This is a genomic window from Paeniglutamicibacter cryotolerans, assembly GCF_014190875.1.
Lineage (GTDB): Bacteria > Actinomycetota > Actinomycetes > Actinomycetales > Micrococcaceae > Paeniglutamicibacter > Paeniglutamicibacter cryotolerans.
The window spans coordinates 1,617,510-1,636,247 of sequence record NZ_JACHVS010000001.1 but is presented as its reverse complement, the minus strand read 5'-3'; the positions used below and the strand labels follow the sequence as shown (position 1 = coordinate 1,636,247).

Below are 18,738 nucleotides of genomic sequence, written 5' to 3'. Positions count from 1 at the left end.
CATACATATTTCGGCAGATGGAAGGCCCCGACACGCCGCTGATTCCGCGGTTTATTTCTTGTCGGGGCCTTCGAAAACGAAATAGCTAGGAAACTCCCGCTAGGCTCAAGACAAGCAATCCTCCCCGTCGAGCGAAGGACCCCCTCGTGCTAGCTAACCAGACGGCGCCCGATACCGCCGAGACCGCCCCCGAACGCTTCGATTTCGTGGTGGTGGCCAACAGGCTTCCCGTTGACCGGATCGCGGGCCCCGACGATAAGCCCCAGTGGCAGCGCTCCCCCGGCGGGCTGGTCACGGCACTGGCCCCGGTGATGCAGTCGGCAGACGGCGCCTGGGTCGGATGGCACGGCGCCCCGGACGAGGAGCTCGCCGCCTTCAGCCACTCGGACATGCACCTGGTCCCGGTGAGGCTCAGCTCCGAGGACGTTGAGCTGTATTACGAGGGGTTCTCAAATTCGACTCTGTGGCCGCTGTACCACGACGTGATCGTCCCCCCCGAATTCCACCGCACCTGGTGGGAACGCTACAAACGTGTCAATGCCCGCTTTGCAGAGGCAGCGGCACGCACTGCGGCCCCTGGCGCCACCGTCTGGGTGCAGGACTACCAGCTGCAGCTGGTCCCGAGGCTGCTTCGCGAGTCCCGGCCCGACCTGCGGATCGGCTTCTTCAACCACATTCCCTTCCCCTCCCCGGAGATCTTCGCGCAGATGCCGTGGCGCAGAATAGTGCTCGAGGGCCTGATCGGTGCGGATCTGATCGGCTTCCAGCGCCCCTCCGACGCCAGCAATTTCCTGCGCAGCGTCCGGCGCTTCAACGGGTACACGGTCAAGGGCCCTGCGGTGCAGCTGACCGATGACGACGATCGTCCGGCACGCACCTGCCGGGCCGAGGCCCACCCGATCTCCATCGATTCCAGGACGGTCGCCGAACTGGCGCAGGATCCGGCGATCATCGAGCGGTCGATACAGATCCGGGCCGAGCTCGGCAATCCCACCACCATCCTGCTGGGCGTGGACCGACTCGATTACACCAAGGGCATCCGGCACCGGCTCAAGGCGTACGGCGAGTTGCTGGCCGATAGGCAGCTCGCCGTCGGGGACGCCTGCCTGGTCCAGGTGGCCAGCCCCAGCCGGGAATCGGTGGCCGACTACATGCAACTCAAGGACCAGGTAGAGCTCACCGTGGGCGGCATCAACGGCGAATACGACACCATGAGCCACACTGCGGTGCGCTACCTGCACCACAGCTATCCGCAACGGGAGATGGTCGCACTCTATCTGGCGGCCGACATCATGCTGGTCACCGCGCTGCGCGACGGGATGAACCTGGTAGCCAAGGAGTTCGTGGCGGCCCATGCCGACCTGCGCGGAGTGCTGGTGCTCTCCGAGTTCACCGGTGCGGCGGACCAGCTCAAGCAGGCGGTGCTGGTCAACCCGCATGACATCGACGGGCTGAAGGCCGGCATCATGAACGCTGTGAACATGCCCGGCCAAGAGGCAGCCCGCCGGATGCGGCTGATGCGCCGGCAAGTGCTGCAGAACGACGTTGCCCGCTGGTCAGACACCTTCCTGGGCTCGCTCAATTCCGGTGCCGAGGAACCCGCGGAGCCTGTTGCGGTGGGAGGAGAGGCCTGATGCCCGAGGCTCTGAGTCCTGCTCTGCGAGACGCCGTCGAGTTGCTGTCGAACGTGCCGTTGCTGCTGGTGGCCATGGACTTCGACGGCACACTGTCCCCGCTGTGTGATGTCCCTGCCGATGCCCGGGCCCTGCCCGCCGCGGCGGAGGCCTTCGCGCAGCTGGCGGCGCTGGAGAATACCGTCACCGCACTCCTGAGCGGCCGCGATCTGGCATCGCTGCGCGCGGTGGCCCACCCGCCGGAATCCACGCTGCTGGTGGGCAGCCACGGTGCCGAACGCTGGGCCCCGGAACGCTTCGGCGCCGGGATCGGGGAGCTGCGGCTCGGCACGGACCAGGAGCGCGCGATGAGCCTGGCCCGGGCCCGGATGACCGAGGTTTCTGCCCTGTACCCCGGCACCTCGCTCGAGGACAAGCCCTCCGGCGTGGTGCTGCACGTGCGTCGGGCCGAGCCCGCAACGGGAGCCGCGGCGCTGCGTGCCGCACGGGCCCGCCTCGATGACCTGTCCGGGGTAAGCCTGCTCGATGGCAAGGATGTGCTTGAGGCGTCTGTGGTCAGCGCAGATAAGGGATCGGCGTTGAGTTGGCTGCGCGAGGTGGTGGACGCCGATGCCGTGGTCTTTGCCGGGGACGACGTCACGGACGAGCACGCCTTTGCCGTGCTATCCGGTGCGGACGTGGGAGTCAAGGTCGGCCATGGTCCGTCGCGGGCCCGGTTCAGGATCGAGGGGACCGGCCACGTGCCGGCACTTCTCCAAGCTGTCCTCGATATGAGAAGCTTGTGATTCCATTCACTTCGGATCGTCGGGCACGTACCTGCCCGTGAAAGGATGCTGCCTCATGGCATCGGTAACTTTTGAGAACGCCACCCGGATCTACCCGGGCACCGAAAAGCCGAGCGTCGACAAGCTCAGCCTGAAAATCGAGGACGGAGAATTCCTCGTCCTGGTCGGCCCCTCGGGCTGTGGCAAGTCCACCTCGCTGCGCATGCTCGCCGGACTCGAGGACGTGAACTCCGGCCGGATCCTGATCGGCGACCGCGATGTCACCAACATCCCGCCCAAGGACCGCGACATCGCCATGGTCTTCCAGAACTACGCCCTCTACCCACACATGTCCGTGGGCGACAACATGGGCTTCGCGCTGAAGATCGCCGGCGTGGACAAGGAGGAGCGCGCCCGCCGTGTGCTCGAAGCCGCCAAGCTGCTTGACCTGCAGGACTATCTTGACCGCAAGCCCAAGGCCCTTTCCGGCGGCCAGCGCCAGCGCGTGGCCATGGGCCGCGCCATCGTGCGCAGCCCGCAGGTATTCCTGATGGATGAGCCGCTGTCCAACCTGGATGCGAAGCTGCGCGTGCAGACCCGCACCCAGATCGCCTCGCTGACCCGCCGTCTGGGCGTCACCACTGTGTACGTCACCCACGACCAGGTAGAGGCGCTGACCATGGGCGACCGCGTCGCGGTACTCAAGGACGGACTGCTGCAGCAGGTCGGCACACCGCGCGAGCTCTACGACCACCCGGCAAACGTCTTCGTCGCCGGCTTCATCGGCTCCCCCGCGATGAACCTGCTCGAACTGCCCACGGTTGATGGCGGAGTCGTCTTTGGGGGCACCACCTATCCGGTGTCCTCGGCGACGCTGCATGCTGCCACCGGTTCCACCGTTACGCTCGGCATCCGCCCGGAGGATCTGGAGCTCGTCGCCGCTGGCGAGGGCCTGCAGGTACAGGTCGATGTCGTCGAGGAACTCGGCGCCGATGCCTACGTCTACGGGCACACGCTGCTCAACGGCACCGAGCACAACGTAGTGGTCCGCGTCGACGGGCGCAGACCCCCGATGAAGGGTGAGCCGGTCCATGTCACCCCGAAGGTCGGGCACGTGCACCTGTTCGACACGAAGACCGGGCTCAGCCTCGAGGAGCGCGCCGCGTCCGTCGACGCCAGGTAATCGCCCCCGCTTCCCCCAGCAACAGCCGACGGCGGCCCGCACCCTTCCCCAGCGGAAGGGAGCTGGGCCGCCGTTGTCGTATCCGCAGCATGAAGGAAAGGCAACAGATGCCGCGCCACAAAGCACAATGGAACGACGAGCCGACCAACTACCAGCAGCGGGGCAAGCTCCCGCGTGATTCCGGCAGCCCGGCACCACTGGCCGGTTCACTGAACATCACCTCTGCCACGGCCGATCCGGCACTGCTCGAGCTGCCCTGGCATATAGCGTTGGAGGACTGGCCGGCGGAGAACCTGGCCGCCCTACCGCGCGGCATCTCCCGGCACATCGTGCGCTTCGCGCTACTGGGCGAGGGTGTGATCGCCGTGAAGGAAACCGGCGAACACGTGGCCCGGCACGAATACCACATGCTGCGTAAGCTGCGCCGACTGGACGTCCCATGCGTGGAACCGGTCGCGGTGATCACCGGGCGCCGCGACCTTCAGGGCAATGAGCTGGATCCCGTCCTGGTCACCCGGCACCTGAAGTATTCGTTGCCGTACCGCGCCCTCTTCTCGCAGCGGCTCCGCCGGGCCACGTTGACCCGGCTCATCGATGCGCAGGCGCTTCTGCTGGTGCGGCTGCACCTGGCCGGTTTCTACTGGGGCGACGTCTCACTGTCCAATACCCTGTTCCGCCGCGATGCCGCGGCCTTTGCCGCCTACCTGGTGGACGCGGAGACCGGCGAGCTCTACCCCGAGCTCTCCGGGGGCCAGCGCGAATACGACCTGGAGATCGCCCGGGTGAACATCGCCGGTGAATTGATGGATCTGATGGAGGCCGGGCTAATCGAGGAATCGGTGGACCCCGTGGCCACCAGTGAACTGATCATGGACGCCTACCGCGGGCTGTGGGCGGAGATCACCCGCAAGGACACCATCGACCTGTCCGAGCGCTGGCGCGTGGAGGAACGCATCCGCCGGCTCAACGAGCTGGGCTTTGATGTGGAAGAGATCTCGCTGAAGACGACCTCCGACGGCGGACGGTTCTCGATCCAGCCCAAGGTGGTCGATGCGGGGCACCACACCCGGCGGTTGCTGCGGCTGACCGGGCTGGATGTCGAGGAGGGTCAGGCCCGCCGACTGCTCAACGACCTGGATGCACACCGTGCCAAGAAATTCCCGGACACGGATGAGGAGATCTCCGCCGCGCACTGGGTCACACACGTCTTCGTGAAGATCACCCAGGCAATCCCGCGCGAGCTGCAGGGCAAGCTAGAGCCGGCACAACTCGTGTATGAGGTACTCGAGCACCGCTGGCAGATCTCCGAGAGCATCGGGTCCAACGTCCCGCTGACCCAGGCAGTGGAGTCCTACGTCCAGGACGTGCTGGTGCACCGCCGCGACGAGGCGGCGATCATGCTTAATCCCCCGATCGAGGTGCTCCGGTCACTCGAACAGGGCGCCATGTACCGGGACGATGCCGGATGAGCGCCGTTCATGGGACGTCGATCCCGGGGTAGCTTGCCCACCGCAGCGCCCGGCCCGGAATCGCCCTGCCTCAGCTGCCAGTCGGTGTCGGTACCGGTACCGACTGTGGGGGCCTCCGGCGTGACCCACACATCAGTAGGAGATAAAACATCGGGTGATCATTCACCTACTAAATCAACAGGGCAGTCCAGGCAAACGTGGCGCGGCCATCCCCGGCGGCGCCGAGCCGTGTTGATGCTCGCGGACGAAGGCCGGGATTCCCGTTCCGGGTCGGAGCCCTGACACTGTGCCATTGTCCCCCTACGCATCCCCAGGGGCTTACCAGTGGGCGCCGGCGGCATCGCACACGCAGAGGTCGGGCCCCACGGCAGCCCAACGGCACCAGTCAACTCTGGTGGGTGGATGTCAGCAGCCGGAAAGCTCACGGCCCTACCCGCCCGCTGTCAGGGCTCGCCGAGGACCAGGAGGTTGTCACGGTATTCGAATTCCCTCGGACTGATCCCTCGGCCCGGGCAGCCGGATCGAGCGGCACATATCCACTAGAAATGGGACAGGCCCCGCTCGAACCGAAGTTCCAGCGGGGCCTTCATTGGTCGGGATGACAGGATTTGAACCTGCGACCTCGTCGTCCCGAACGACGCGCGCTACCAAGCTGCGCCACATCCCGGTGTTTTACCAACGAGAATCGAGTTTACCGGGTCTTCGGGGAAATAACCAATCGAGGATTCTCGAATGCGCCAAGGAGCAGCTTTTCCCTGACCCTCAATTCGATCCGGCCCTAAAAGCAGCATGGTTTCCCGCAGGAATACAGGCATTTTCGCGAGTCCACATTCGATGAAACGCCACGAGGTGACCTCCCCCACATGGATCAAAATCGACCAACGTCAACGTTTCCGAAATTCTCCGAAGTCGCACCACCAGGCGTGGAACTGGGCGCTACGCCGGGGCCAGCAAGATCTCATCTCGGACGAAAATGAAGGCCTGATGGAAGTGCTCAACCACTGTCGGCAGCACGGGTCGGCACAACGCCCGTGCGCTTGGTGCCGGCACCTTCTCGGTGTGGCCTCACGGCGCTGGCCGGAGCGCGGTGCGGCCGATCGCGAACCAGCTACGCTAGGCCCCGGGCAATGGATCGGACACACACCCCGCCCGGGAGGCCCCACAGGGCATCCACCTACCCAACAAGGCGCCAAAAGGCTCACACGAGCGGTCCACACCGCGTCAGATTTTTGATACCCGCGGCAACGGACGAGCGGGGCCCACGCGGCCCCTTCCATGGATGGCGCCTGGTATGCATTGACGCAGATTCACGAAGGCTCTACCGCAGGGTGCGCGACGCCTAGCTGTGACCGCCCATGAAGCGGGCGTAATAGGAAAGGACTTCGGGCCATTCGGAGTACTTCTCGTACTGCTGCAGCCCGGCCTCGCCACCGCTCCATCCGTCGTGGGTCAGGGTAACTTCGGAGCCCGGCCCCACGCTTCGCACATCCAAGTGCACTCGGGTGGCGGGATGCTGCTCCATCCCCAACGTAAACGAAAGTTCCAGTACATGCGGTGGCTCTATCCGCTCGACTGTTCCCCACAGACTCACACGTCCGTCGTCGGATTCCTCGATGAGACCGTTGTCTTCGAATCCCACATGGCTTCCCGGCCCCAGAGCGGAGAACTTGCCGAGTGGCCACCAAAGATGGACGTAATCAACGAAGCCTTCGAAGGCCTGGTCAGCAGGAACGGGGACGCTCACTACGTGGACTCTCGCGGGTGGCGTTGGCCGGTCATCCTGACCTCCGGCGGAAGTTGGTTCAGCGTGCGAAAATAGTCCGTCCATACTTCAAGGTTAGCCGCTTCTCCATTGAAGGGTGCGCCGTCCACGAACTTCATTTGGGCAGTTAAACATCAAGACCCCCAAGCCATGCTTGGGGGTCTTGGAAAAGATGTTCGGCGGTGTCCTACTCTCCCACACCCTCCCGAGTGCAGTACCATCGGCGCAGTGGGGCTTAGCTTCCGGGTTCGGTATGGGACCGGGCGTTTCCCCCACGCTATGACCGCCGTAACTCTATGTCCACCCGTTACTGGGGGAAATCTTTGAGTCACTGTCATTTCAGTGGATCTTGCAATATCAAGCATAGCCCAGATTTCGAGCCTCGCCTACCAAAACCGCATTCATGCCTAGTGACGCTAGCCACTAGGCCTACTTCAACCCCTGACGCCATGCTGGCCACTTGATCCGGGGGCGGAACCATCGTCGTCGACTCGATCAACTCGACGTCCACCAGGCTCCCGACATGGTCCGAACGGGACGCCGGCACTTCCGACGCCGGCATGTATAGACGGAGCTTTCGGTAGCGCATGTGGAGCGAAACGGTAGCACCGGTGCGAGGACCCGGTAGCACCGAGCCCTCGCGCCAGCACCGATCGCTTCAGCTCACCGGCTCATCTCCCGGACCCGTATGCTTACGCCGACGCATATTGGGCCCATCAAGCTGGACCAACTCACTGCTGGAAACGATGCGGTTGAGGATCGATTCGGCGATCACCGCATCATGCAGCGACTTGTACCAGTCCTCGGGATCGAACTGAGAAGTCACCACCGTGGCGCCACGGTGTTCGCGCCCCGCCAGGATATTGAGCAGTTCGCTCGCGGTCTCCGGGCTAATCGGCGTGGTCAAGAAGTCATCCAGGACCAGAACATCGCAGTCGTGCAGGCTGCCCAGGAACGTCAGCCGTTCGGCATCACCCCGACGATAAACCGCGAGCTTGTTCGCCAGGTCATCAAGTCGGAAGTAGCGAGCCGTGTAGTCGTGCCGGCAGGCCGCGTTGACCAGGGCTTGGGCCAAATACGATTTGCCGACGCTTGATTTGCCCAGGATCACCAGGTTCGTGGTGTGCTCGATCCACTGGCAGGACGCGAGCCGTGCCACGACCTCCCGGTTCAGGCTCCGGTCCGGCAGGTAGTGGATGTCTTCAACACAGGCAGCAGGGTTCGGCGTTTTCGATTCCTTGAGCAGCTTCACCACCCGACGCTGGGCCCGGGCCGCGATCTCCTGATCCAGTGCATGACGGACCTTGCGCGAAAACGTCCATTCGTCATAGGCCGAGTCGTTGGCGATGTCGATGACGCTTTGGCCGAACGCTGTCATCCGCAACCCGGTAAACAGCCCCATGTCATCGTCGGTCAGATGATGATCAAGCATGGTCCTCCTCCTTCGTTTCCTCGGTTGCGGCGGTGCTTCTCAAGGCCTCGAGACTGAACTGCGAGATCCCGCCCAGATGGGCGCTGCTGGTATCCCTGGCACCCGCGGTCACCGGCCCCGCGCCGGACTGCGGCGATGCCGGTGCGCTCACGCCCGGACGCCCGGCGTAGGCCGCCCGCAGGGCGGTGATGCGATGTTTGAGCGCGGTATAACTGACAGGGTTCCGCTCGTCTTGCACGCAGAGGTCATGGCAGGCCTGCTCCAGCAGGGCGCGGTTGTTGCCCTTGCCCAGTGCCAGGATGTTCATGCAGGAGCGGTAGCCCTGCGCTTCGATCTTTTTCCGATCCAGCAACCGAGCCAGCGCCTGAACCGTGTAGGGGCCGACCTTTGTTGCTTGCCGGATGAAATAGGCACGGGTCCAGAGCAGTGAGATGTCCTCATACCCGTGCGGCGCATGTTCGGGATCGGTGACGTAGGAATGACGCTGCGCACCACGCCGGTGCGAAGCAACCACGAGCCCACCGGCAAGCACGGTGACCTGCTCACCCACGATCCGCACGTCCAGGATCTGCCCGGCGAGCTGGTGCGGAACCGAATATTTAACCGTGTCGACCTGCACGTGCCAGTCCCTGGAGACTTTCGCCTTGCGCCAGTAAACCTGCTGCCACGGCTCGGCCGGGAGGCCGATGAGTTCGTGGCGTTCAGCATCCTGGAACCAATCGCGTCGGGAGCGGTTCTCCCCGCGAAAGGGCGTGCGGTCATTGATCATCTCCACCTGTTCGGCCACGGCCTCGTTCAGCTCATCCAGACCCGCGAAACGCCGCCCCTGCAGGTAGTGGATGATCCAATTGGTCGAGACCTTAACCCCCGCCTCGACGTTGCCTTTCTCCTGCGGCTTATACGCGCCGGTCGGGACTGCCGCGGTTTGATAGTACTCAAGGAAGGCCTCATAGGATTGGTTCACATCCCGGGCCTTTTCATACCGGCTGATCTGGTTCGATGCGGTCGAGGCGTTATCGGGAATGACCAGCTGGCTGACACCCTCAAAGTATTCAAAGGCCTTCCGGTGCAGCTGGCACCAGGCGGGAAGCTTCTCATCCAGGGACCCGTAGGCGAAGATCATTCCCGAATACGGTAAGGACGCCACGAAGAGCGAGACCTTCGTGGTTTCCTGGGTGATCGGATCGGTCAGCTGCATCTTGGTGCCGGCCCAGTCGACCTGCATCGTGTGTCCGGGTTCGTGGGACAGCGGGCTGGTCAGGTCGTTGACCTTGACGTGCTCGGCAATAATCTGGCAGAACCGCTCATAGCCGTAAAACCGGGCGGAGTCTGTGTGCGCGGTGTCCAGGTAGCGGGCCCACAAGACTTTCAACGGTGGCTTCTTCCGACCGATGCGTGCCTTCACCACGGCCTCGACATTGACGGGGACGAACTCACCGCTCACGGCCTTGCGGCCGTCGTCGAACAGCCGGTCGAGGTCCTCATCGGTGAGCGCGTCGATCTGCTCACGGGTGGTCAGCTTTTGATCGGCAAGGACCCGGCTGGCCTTGGCGATCGTGCGGTGCGAGCAGCCTGCCCTGCCTTGGACCTGTCGGTACGAATGGCCCTGCACCAGCAGGGCCATGATGTGTCTGTAGTCAGCCATTACCGTCAGTCTTCCTTTCACTGTCCCCGACCTGGTGTCGTGGGTGAAAGCAATCCTGACTTTGAACGTCCCGAAGCGCTACCGGTTGCTTACACGCGTGCTACCGGATCGTTACGCACGTGCTACCAAAAGCTCCGTCTAAACAGCCGGCAGGCGATCGTCATTGTGCACAGTACTCCCGAAGGCTTTGGGCCTAACCTTCCCTATCTCCAGGAAGCTTGGGGGCCCGCCATTGAATCGACTGGTGTTTTTGGACACCTGGCATAACTCTCGGATTGGTTTTCTGGTTAAACGACGCCATCCCCGGACCTGGTGGTCCGGGGATGGGCTCTGAAAAGATGTTCGGCGGTGTCCTACTCTCCCACACCCTCCCGAGTGCAGTACCATCGGCGCAGTGGGGCTTAGCTTCCGGGTTCGGTATGGGACCGGGCGTTTCCCCCACGCTATGACCGCCGTAACCCGTGCTCCACGCATCCGGGGGGACCCGGGTGGGGAAAATCAAGGTCACAGTCATGCTGTGGTTCATGCGGGCAGTTTCCTGCCCCGACCCATCCACCGCCCGTCAAGGACGAAGGGTGCATGGATCTGTTTGGTTCAGTCCTGGAGACGGTTGTTGTCTCGGGACCGCATAGTGGACGCAGCGTATCTTGCCACCCACGAAGGGTGGTGTTTGTGGTGTAAGTCATCGGCCTATTAGTACGGGTCGGCTTCACGGGTCTTTGGTCCCCGCTTCCACGTCCCGCCTATCAACCCAGTGGTCTGCTGGGGGCCTCTCACACAAATTGTGCGTGGAAATCTCATCTCGAAGTGGGCTTCCCGCTTAGATGCTTTCAGCGGTTATCCCTTCCGAACGTAGCCAATCAGCGGTGCACTTGGCAGTACAACTGACACACCAGAGGTTCGTCCGTCCCGGTCCTCTCGTACTAAGGACAGCTCTTCTCAAATTTCCTGCGCGCGCAGCGGATAGGGACCGAACTGTCTCACGACGTTCTAAACCCAGCTCGCGTACCGCTTTAATGGGCGAACAGCCCAACCCTTGGGACCTACTCCAGCCCCAGGATGCGACGAGCCGACATCGAGGTGCCAAACCATGCCGTCGATATGGACTCTTGGGCAAGATCAGCCTGTTATCCCCGAGGTACCTTTTATCCGTTGAGCGACGGCCGTTCCACAACGTGCCGCCGGATCACTAGTCCCGACTTTCGTCCCTGCTCGAGCTGTCGCTCTCACAGTCAAGCTCCCTTGTGCACTTACACTCGACACCTGATTGCCAACCAGGCTGAGGGAACCTTTGGGCGCCTCCGTTACTTTTTAGGAGGCAACCGCCCCAGTTAAACTACCCATCAGGCACTGTCCCTGACCCAGATCATGGGCCGAAGTTAGGTGACCGGTACAGCCAGAGTGGTATTTCAACGATGACTCCACCACAACTAGCGTTGCGGCTTCACAGTCTCCCACCTATCCTACACAAGCTGCACCGAACACCAATACCAAACTATAGTAAAGGTCTCGGGGTCTTTCCGTCCTGCTGCGCGTAACGAGCATCTTTACTCGTAGTGCAATTTCGCCGAGTTCATGGTTGAGACAGCGGGGAAGTCGTTACTCCATTCGTGCAGGTCGGAACTTACCCGACAAGGAATTTCGCTACCTTAGGATGGTTATAGTTACCACCGCCGTTTACTGGGGCTTAAATTCTCAGCTTCGCCTTGCGGCTAACCGGTCCTCTTAACCTTCCAGCACCGGGCAGGAGTCAGTCCGTATACATCGTCTTGCGACTTCGCACGGACCTGTGTTTTTAGTAAACAGTCGCTTCCCCCTGGTCTCTGCGGCCCCGATCCCCTCCGGAACGCGAAGTTCCATCAAGGTTGGGGCCCCCCTTCTCCCGAAGTTACGGGGGCATTTTGCCGAGTTCCTTAACCATGATTCTCTCGATCGCCTTAGTATTCTCTACCTGATCACCTGTGTCGGTTTGGGGTACGGGCGGCTAAAACCTCGCGTCGATGCTTTTCTTGGCAGCATAGGATCACCGAATCACCCCCCGAGGGGGGCGCCTATCGGGTCTCAGGCTTAGATGAGTCGCGGATTTGCCTACGACTCGCCCTACATCCTTGGACCAGGTCAATTCCATTGCCTGGCTCGGCTACCTTCCTGCGTCACACCTGTTAATACGCTTACCTCCCCGGCTCGGGTCCCGCGCCTTACACCCGGTAGATGACCCGAAGGTCATCTGGTGGGTGCTCGGGGCGGTTAGCATCGCCGGCTTAGTATGGGCGGTTTTTTACCGGTACGGGAATATCAACCCGTTGTCCATCGACTACGCCTGTCGGCCTCGCCTTAGGTCCCGACTTACCCAGGGCAGATTAGCTTGACCCTGGAACCCTTGATCATTCGGCGGACGGGTTTCTCACCCGTCTTTCGCTACTCATGCCTGCATTCTCACTCGTGTGGGCTCCACCGCTGGTTTACACCGCGACTTCACTGCCCACACGACGCTCCCCTACCCATCCAGGCGGCTGGACCACGAAGGCCTACCACATACCTGAATGACGCAACTTCGGCGGTGTGCTTGAGCCCCGCTACATTGTCGGCGCGGAATCACTTGACCAGTGAGCTATTACGCACTCTTTCAAGGATGGCTGCTTCTAAGCCAACCTCCTGGTTGTCTTCGCAACTCCACATCCTTTTCCACTTAGCACACGCTTAGGGGCCTTAGTTGGCGCTCTGGGCTGTTTCCCTCTCGACTATGAAGCTTATCCCCCACAGTCTCACTGCTGCGCTCTCACTTACCGGCATTCGGAGTTTGGCTGACGTCAGTAACCTTGTAGGGCCCATTAGCCATCCAGTAGCTCTACCTCCGGTAAGAAACACGCAACGCTGCACCTAAATGCATTTCGGGGAGAACCAGCTATCACGAAGTTTGATTGGCCTTTCACCCCTACCCACAGCTCATCCCCTCCATTTTCAACTGAAGTGGGTTCGGTCCTCCACGCGCTCTTACACGCGCTTCAACCTGGCCATGGGTAGATCACTTCGCTTCGGGTCTAGATCACGCCACTAACTCGCCCTATTCAGACTCGCTTTCGCTACGGCTTCCCCACACGGGTTAACCTCGCGACGTAACACTAACTCGCAGGCTCATTCTTCAAAAGGCACGCTGTCACCCCAACAAGGAGGCTCCAACGGATTGTAAGCGCACGGTTTCAGGTACTATTTCACTCCCCTCCCGGGGTACTTTTCACCTTTCCCTCACGGTACTTTTCCGCTATCGGTCATTGGGTAGTATTTAGGCTTATCAGGTGGTCCTGACAGATTCATACGGGATTTCTCGGGCCCCGTACTACTTGGGATACCATCACAGGGCGGCGAAACACATTACGGATACGGGACTTTCACCCCCTATGGTCCTGCATTCAAACAGGTTCTCCTATATGTTCGCACCTCACCCCGCCAGTGCGGCAGCACTGGCATGGATAGTCCCACAACCCCGACCATGCAACGCCCGCCGGCTATCACACATGGACCGGTTTAGCCCCATCCGCTTTCGCTCGCCACTACTCACGGAATCACTTTTGTTTTCTCTTCCTGGGGGTACTGAGATGTTTCACTTCCCCCCGTTCCCTCCACGCAGCCTATGTGTTCAGCTGCGGGTCATGCGGCATGACGCCGCACGGGGTTTCCCCATTCGGAAATCCTGGCATCAACGTCCGGTTATCGACTCCGCCAGGCTTATCGCAGATTCCCACGTCCTTCTTCGGCTCCCAATGCCAAGGCATTCACCGTGCGCCCTTAAAAACTTGACCACAAACAGGTCAAATCAAAAAGACACTAACTTATATCGAGAAAACCAACGGAACCACACACGAGGTGCGGTCCAGGGTCTTCTATCATCAAAGAAATTGCTATTTTGCATGCTCCACGACCCTCTCACACCCCCTCCCGAAGAAGCAGGCGATCAACGATACGTGGCATACAAGATGCTCGCGTCCACTATGCAGTTCCCAAACAACAACCCCATCACACCCACCACCAGCACCACCACCCCGTCACGGGATGATTCGGCGCGGCTTAGGCCATGCGCGGGGACAACCAGAAACAAACAGCCCACACACACCACCACTCACCCCCCACCACAACGGTGAGAGACGAGCAAGTAAACATGCATGTCCTGTTGCCTCAGGACCCAACAGTGTGCCAAGAGACCGAACCCCCCACCGACCAGCTCCCCGTTCCCACCACACAAGTGCGGCGTACTAGGAAAACCAACCAGGAAGAAACCCGGCCATTACCTGTTAACATTCCACCCATGAGCACCCGTCCACCAACACAAGTGGTGGAAACGGGCAGCACTGAACACGCCGTGAACACCACTGTGGATGAACCGTACCTGCTAGTTGCTCCTTAGAAAGGAGGTGATCCAGCCGCACCTTCCGGTACGGCTACCTTGTTACGACTTAGTCCCAATCGCCGGTCCCACCTTCGACGGCTCCCTCCCACAAGGGGTTAGGCCACCGGCTTCGGGTGTTACCAACTTTCGTGACTTGACGGGCGGTGTGTACAAGGCCCGGGAACGTATTCACCGCAGCGTTGCTGATCTGCGATTACTAGCGACTCCGACTTCATGGGGTCGAGTTGCAGACCCCAATCCGAACTGAGACCGGCTTTTTGGGATTAGCTCCACCTCACAGTATCGCAACCCATTGTACCGGCCATTGTAGCATGCGTGAAGCCCAAGACATAAGGGGCATGATGATTTGACGTCGTCCCCACCTTCCTCCGAGTTGACCCCGGCAGTCTCCTATGAGTCCCCGGCATAATCCGCTGGCAACATAGAACGAGGGTTGCGCTCGTTGCGGGACTTAACCCAACATCTCACGACACGAGCTGACGACAACCATGCACCACCTGTGAACCGACCCCAAAGGGGAAACCGTGTTTCCACGGCGATCCGGAACATGTCAAGCCTTGGTAAGGTTCTTCGCGTTGCATCGAATTAATCCGCATGCTCCGCCGCTTGTGCGGGCCCCCGTCAATTCCTTTGAGTTTTAGCCTTGCGGCCGTACTCCCCAGGCGGGGCACTTAATGCGTTAGCTACGGCGCGGAAAACGTGGAATGTCCCCCACACCTAGTGCCCAACGTTTACGGCATGGACTACCAGGGTATCTAATCCTGTTCGCTCCCCATGCTTTCGCTCCTCAGCGTCAGTTAATGCCCAGAGACCTGCCTTCGCCATCGGTGTTCCTCCTGATATCTGCGCATTTCACCGCTACACCAGGAATTCCAGTCTCCCCTACATCACTCTAGTCTGCCCGTACCCACCGCAGATCCGGAGTTGAGCCCCGGACTTTCACGGCAGACGCGACAAACCGCCTACGAGCTCTTTACGCCCAATAATTCCGGATAACGCTTGCGCCCTACGTATTACCGCGGCTGCTGGCACGTAGTTAGCCGGCGCTTCTTCTGCAGGTACCGTCACTTTCGCTTCTTCCCTACTGAAAGAGGTTTACAACCCGAAGGCCGTCATCCCTCACGCGGCGTCGCTGCATCAGGCTTTCGCCCATTGTGCAATATTCCCCACTGCTGCCTCCCGTAGGAGTCTGGGCCGTGTCTCAGTCCCAGTGTGGCCGGTCACCCTCTCAGGCCGGCTACCCGTCGTCGCCTTGGTGAGCCATTACCTCACCAACAAGCTGATAGGCCGCGAGTCCATCCCAGACCGATAAATCTTTCCACCAAAAACCATGCGGCTTACGGTGCATATCCGGTATTAGACCCAGTTTCCCGGGCTTATCCCAGAGTCTAGGGCAGGTTACTCACGTGTTACTCACCCGTTCGCCACTAATCGGAGAGCAAGCTCCCCTCATCGTTCGACTTGCATGTGTTAAGCACGCCGCCAGCGTTCATCCTGAGCCAGGATCAAACTCTCCGTAAAAAAATACAGACACAACCAACACGCCGACTGGAAAAAGCCGACCGGGTTGCACCAAGTAAAAAAATCCCGGCAAATTGCCTCGAGCCTCCACACGGGGGTGCGGAGCCCGAAACCATTCACCAATTACATAATAAAATCGGTGTTAACAAATTTGGCACACTATTGAGTTCTCAAACAACAGACGCTTCCAACCTCCACGACCCGGAACACCGGCGCTTCGCTCTGGAGCAACTTATCTAACTTACCGTGTCCGCCACCCGGAAGCAAATCGGCCGTTCAAGGCCTGACCAGCAATCCGGGGCGCAACTCCCTCCCGGTTTTCCGCGCTGACAGCGACAAGAAAACCATGCGAAGGGAGTTTGTTAGAAGATTCGGTCGCCGGGCGGCTGTTTCAGCGGCTTTCTTGCTGTGTTGGCCGCGGCGACTTAGAAAACAATACAGGCGTTCGGACGCCCTGGCAAATCGACGGACACCTACGGCGAATCCTTGAAATTCCTTGCGAACAAAGGGAAGAGGATCCCCCTTCAGCCTTCAAAGCACTCTCCCCGCTCAAACTTAGAAAAGTGATCCCCATCATAGCTTGGACGGTTTCGTTCCTCTTTCTAGTCCACCCGTGTATTCATGTGAGAGTGATCCCGACATCAGCTCCTTTCCTGTTGTCCAAAACCGAACAAATGATACAGATCCACCCGGGACCCGGTTTCAGAGGCTCTGGTTGGCTCTGAATCCAGGCATACTCCGACATTTCGGTTTTGATCGGTCCACATTCTGCCCACGTTGTCGAAGTTAGTCTCACAGTGTGGCTACTCAGCCCAACATCTCGAATCCTGGCGAGGGGGGCATCGTGGTCCATCGTCCAATCGCTCCCGTTGAGAGCGCTCCGAGAGTGGTGCTCGGCGCATCCCTACACAGGAGATGCCATGGAAGTAGGTCAAGGTCTCCCTCGTGCCTTTGTGTGGATCAGCCGAAGCCTCATACTAGTACCGCGGCCTGCAAGGTTTGCTCCGTCCCGGTAAGGAACCGGGAGGGAGCCCCGTGTTAGCGGCCATGAAAACTCTCAACGGGCGACCAGATAACTTCCCACTGATGACCAGCGCTTCCGCCCACCGCCGGCCATGGGTTCTGCCCACCGACGGTCTGCTAAGTGCCCGCATGATTCACTTCCTCCCTACCAGTCATCGCAGGAGGAATGCCCCTTCTTGATTGGATACCGAGTGTCTGCTTCGCGTCCAAACCAGAAAGAGGCACCGTATGAAGGATGCCAAGGAAATCATGGAAATACTTGCTGCGTACGATCTGACCAAACCATTTCGCGCAACCGCTGAACTCACCGGCTGCTCCCACCACACCGTCGCCCGCATCGTGAAGGCACGCGACGCCGGGGCCGATTCCGATCAATCGGCAACCCGGGAAGGGGCTCACCGATGTGTGACTGCCCAAGATCGAGGAATGGGGTAAATCCTCCCAAGGCCGAGTCCGCGCCGATGTGGTTCACCGCAAGCTCGGCGCCATGGGCAAAAATGGCTCGGAGCGTTCCACTCGGCGTTCGGTGACCCAGGTCCGGTCGGCATACAAGGCCGGCATGCCACGGGTCCACCGCCCTTGAATCAGCGAGCCGGGCCAGTGCATCCAAGACGACTTTGGCGACGGGCCGGTCATCGACAGGGCCAAGACGGTATTGTTCGTCGCCTTGGCTTGCCTGGTTCAGGTTCCGCATCGTCATCGCCCTGCGGGCGGACCGCCAGCCGTATTTTCTCCGCGCTGGACCGCCCGTTCCGGATCTTGGGCGGGGTGCCGACCTAAGTGCTGACCGTCAACGAGAAAACTGTGACTGTCCAGCACACTGCCGAGGTTCCGGTGCGTAATGAGCAAACGGTCGCTTTCGCCCGTCATTTCGGAGTCACGGTTTTGACCTGGGAACCTGCCGACCCCGCGTCCGGGTGGGCGTGAGGGAGCGGTGAAGGTCTCCAAGGCGGATCTGGTTCCCAAGGACACCAACTTGCTCCCAGCAATACTGGTCATTCGCCGAGCTAGAAGAATCCGTCACGGCATTCATGAATATGCTGAGCAACCGCGAGCACCGCGCCCCGCGCCCCGCGCCCCGGGTCCCGGATTCCGGAGGTGACGTTGCAGGAGGAACGCCCTGTCCTACATGCAGTGTGAGACACCGCCCATACGATCGCGTTGGGTTTGGCGCGCAAGGTTCCACCGAACACGGCCATAATCACCTATGAGAACTGCCAGTATTCGGTGCCGGCACATCTGTTGGATGCACAGGTGTTCGTGCGATTCCACAGGAGCGGCACGGATACGAAGGTGATAATCATGCACGTGGGATCCTACGGACCGAGGGAAATGGCCCTGGGCATGATTTTTCGGGCGCCGCCCCGTTGGACCAGGCACTCGGGGTGGCCGTGGTACACCAACGGTTTGCCACCGGGGATCTGGCCTCACTGATCAATGCCGCCGGGCATTGGGCCCAGGCCCATGCCTCAGGCGAGGATTCTTCTCTCACCCAGGGGAGCTCCAGCTGGGCAGGGCTTGCTGCATCCACTGACAGGAGTCCGGCATGAGCCATGTCCCCGCGGTTGGCGCCGCGCCGCTGCCCGCCAATCCGGAAGCGCTGATGCGGCAACTGAAGATGCCCCACGCCCGGGCGCTGGCCCCGGAGTTGCTAGCTACTGCCCGTTCCCGGCGGTGCGAACCGATGGTGATCATCAAGGCCTTGCTCACTGAGGAAACCGTCGGCCGAGCCCGGCCCATGCCGGTCACCCGGCGCAAGTAGTCGGGATTCCCACGGGGAAGACCTTCGATATCTGGGATGCATCACTCTCCTGTGTGTGATCGACTAAGTCTGGGCCGTTTCAGCCAAGAATCCCAGCCATGTCAGTGGCTGGTTTCCTGCCGAAAGAGCGATATGAAT

The 18,738-nt window shown here is 60.8% G+C and carries 8 protein-coding genes, 1 tRNA gene, 4 rRNA genes and 1 pseudogene; 6 read left to right on the top strand and 8 right to left on the bottom strand.

What is annotated here, in order from left to right; all coding sequences use genetic code 11:
* The first annotated feature begins 146 nt into the window (after nt 1-146).
* From E9229_RS07680 to E9229_RS07665, 4 genes are all read left to right on the top strand, one after another.
* Complete coding sequence (locus E9229_RS07680) at nt 147-1,634, top strand: alpha,alpha-trehalose-phosphate synthase (UDP-forming) (protein ID WP_312855628.1); 1,488 nt, start codon at nt 147-149, stop codon at nt 1,632-1,634.
* Nucleotides 1,634-2,419 carry a trehalose-phosphatase gene (gene otsB, locus E9229_RS07675; protein ID WP_183510651.1) on the top strand — a complete coding sequence of 262 codons (786 nt, stop codon included), beginning with the start codon at nt 1,634-1,636 and terminating at the stop codon, nt 2,417-2,419. Before E9229_RS07680 ends, otsB begins: the two co-directional genes overlap by 1 nt.
* A gap of 55 nt (nt 2,420-2,474) precedes the next feature.
* Nucleotides 2,475-3,581, top strand: coding sequence for an ABC transporter ATP-binding protein (locus E9229_RS07670; protein WP_183510650.1), 1,107 nt, complete (start codon nt 2,475-2,477; stop codon nt 3,579-3,581).
* Between the two features lie 107 nt (nt 3,582-3,688).
* A complete protein-coding gene (locus E9229_RS07665; protein ID WP_183510649.1) occupies nt 3,689-5,050 on the top strand; it encodes a DUF4032 domain-containing protein in 1,362 nt (453 codons plus the stop codon).
* Nucleotides 5,051-5,640: 590 nt separating this feature from the next.
* Here E9229_RS07665 and E9229_RS07660 read toward each other — a convergent pair.
* From E9229_RS07660 to E9229_RS07625, 8 genes are all read right to left on the bottom strand, one after another.
* Nucleotides 5,641-5,717, bottom strand: a tRNA-Pro gene (locus tag E9229_RS07660).
* Between the two features lie 672 nt (nt 5,718-6,389).
* The gene (locus E9229_RS07655; protein ID WP_183510648.1) at nt 6,390-6,794 is read right to left on the bottom strand and encodes an SRPBCC domain-containing protein; all 405 of its coding nucleotides are present in this window, start codon (nt 6,792-6,794) and stop codon (nt 6,390-6,392) included.
* A 192-nt stretch (nt 6,795-6,986) separates the two neighbouring features.
* Nucleotides 6,987-7,103, bottom strand: a 5S ribosomal RNA gene (gene rrf / locus E9229_RS07650).
* A gap of 367 nt (nt 7,104-7,470) precedes the next feature.
* The gene (locus E9229_RS07645; RefSeq protein WP_183510337.1) at nt 7,471-8,244 is read right to left on the bottom strand and encodes an ATP-binding protein; all 774 of its coding nucleotides are present in this window, start codon (nt 8,242-8,244) and stop codon (nt 7,471-7,473) included.
* Nucleotides 8,237-9,889 carry an IS21 family transposase gene (gene istA, locus E9229_RS07640; RefSeq protein WP_183510647.1) on the bottom strand — a complete coding sequence of 551 codons (1,653 nt, stop codon included), beginning with the start codon at nt 9,887-9,889 and terminating at the stop codon, nt 8,237-8,239. Before istA ends, E9229_RS07645 begins: the two co-directional genes overlap by 8 nt.
* 340 nt (nt 9,890-10,229) lie before the next feature.
* Nucleotides 10,230-10,346, bottom strand: a 5S ribosomal RNA gene (gene rrf, locus E9229_RS07635).
* Nucleotides 10,347-10,561: 215 nt separating this feature from the next.
* A 23S ribosomal RNA gene (locus E9229_RS07630) occupies nt 10,562-13,689 on the bottom strand.
* Between the two features lie 602 nt (nt 13,690-14,291).
* Nucleotides 14,292-15,815, bottom strand: a 16S ribosomal RNA gene (locus E9229_RS07625).
* Together the 16S, 23S and 5S rRNA genes form the textbook arrangement of a ribosomal RNA operon.
* A 1,251-nt stretch (nt 15,816-17,066) precedes the next feature.
* Here E9229_RS07625 and E9229_RS19800 point away from each other — a divergent pair.
* Both E9229_RS19800 and E9229_RS07615 read left to right on the top strand, forming a co-directional pair.
* A pseudogene (locus E9229_RS19800) lies at nt 17,067-18,388 on the top strand (hypothetical protein).
* Entirely contained in the window at nt 18,385-18,600 is a 216-nt protein-coding gene (locus E9229_RS07615) for a hypothetical protein (protein WP_183510646.1), read from the top strand. The pseudogene E9229_RS19800 and the gene E9229_RS07615 overlap by 4 nt, the downstream one beginning before the upstream one ends.
* Nucleotides 18,601-18,738 lie beyond the last annotated feature (138 nt).

Bases quoted from the DNA above. Each gene is read 5' to 3' on its own strand.
- otsB (WP_183510651.1), top strand. From the start codon at position 1,634: ATGCCCGAGGCTCTGAGTCCTGCTCTGCGAGACGCCGTCGAGTTGCTG.
- E9229_RS07615 (WP_183510646.1), top strand. From the start codon at position 18,385: ATGAGCCATGTCCCCGCGGTTGGCGCCGCGCCGCTGCCCGCCAATCCG.
- E9229_RS07665 (WP_183510649.1), top strand. From the start codon at position 3,689: ATGCCGCGCCACAAAGCACAATGGAACGACGAGCCGACCAACTACCAG.
- E9229_RS07670 (WP_183510650.1), top strand. From the start codon at position 2,475: ATGGCATCGGTAACTTTTGAGAACGCCACCCGGATCTACCCGGGCACC.
- E9229_RS07645 (WP_183510337.1), bottom strand. From the start codon at position 8,244: ATGCTTGATCATCATCTGACCGACGATGACATGGGGCTGTTTACCGGG.
- istA (WP_183510647.1), bottom strand. From the start codon at position 9,889: ATGGCTGACTACAGACACATCATGGCCCTGCTGGTGCAGGGCCATTCG.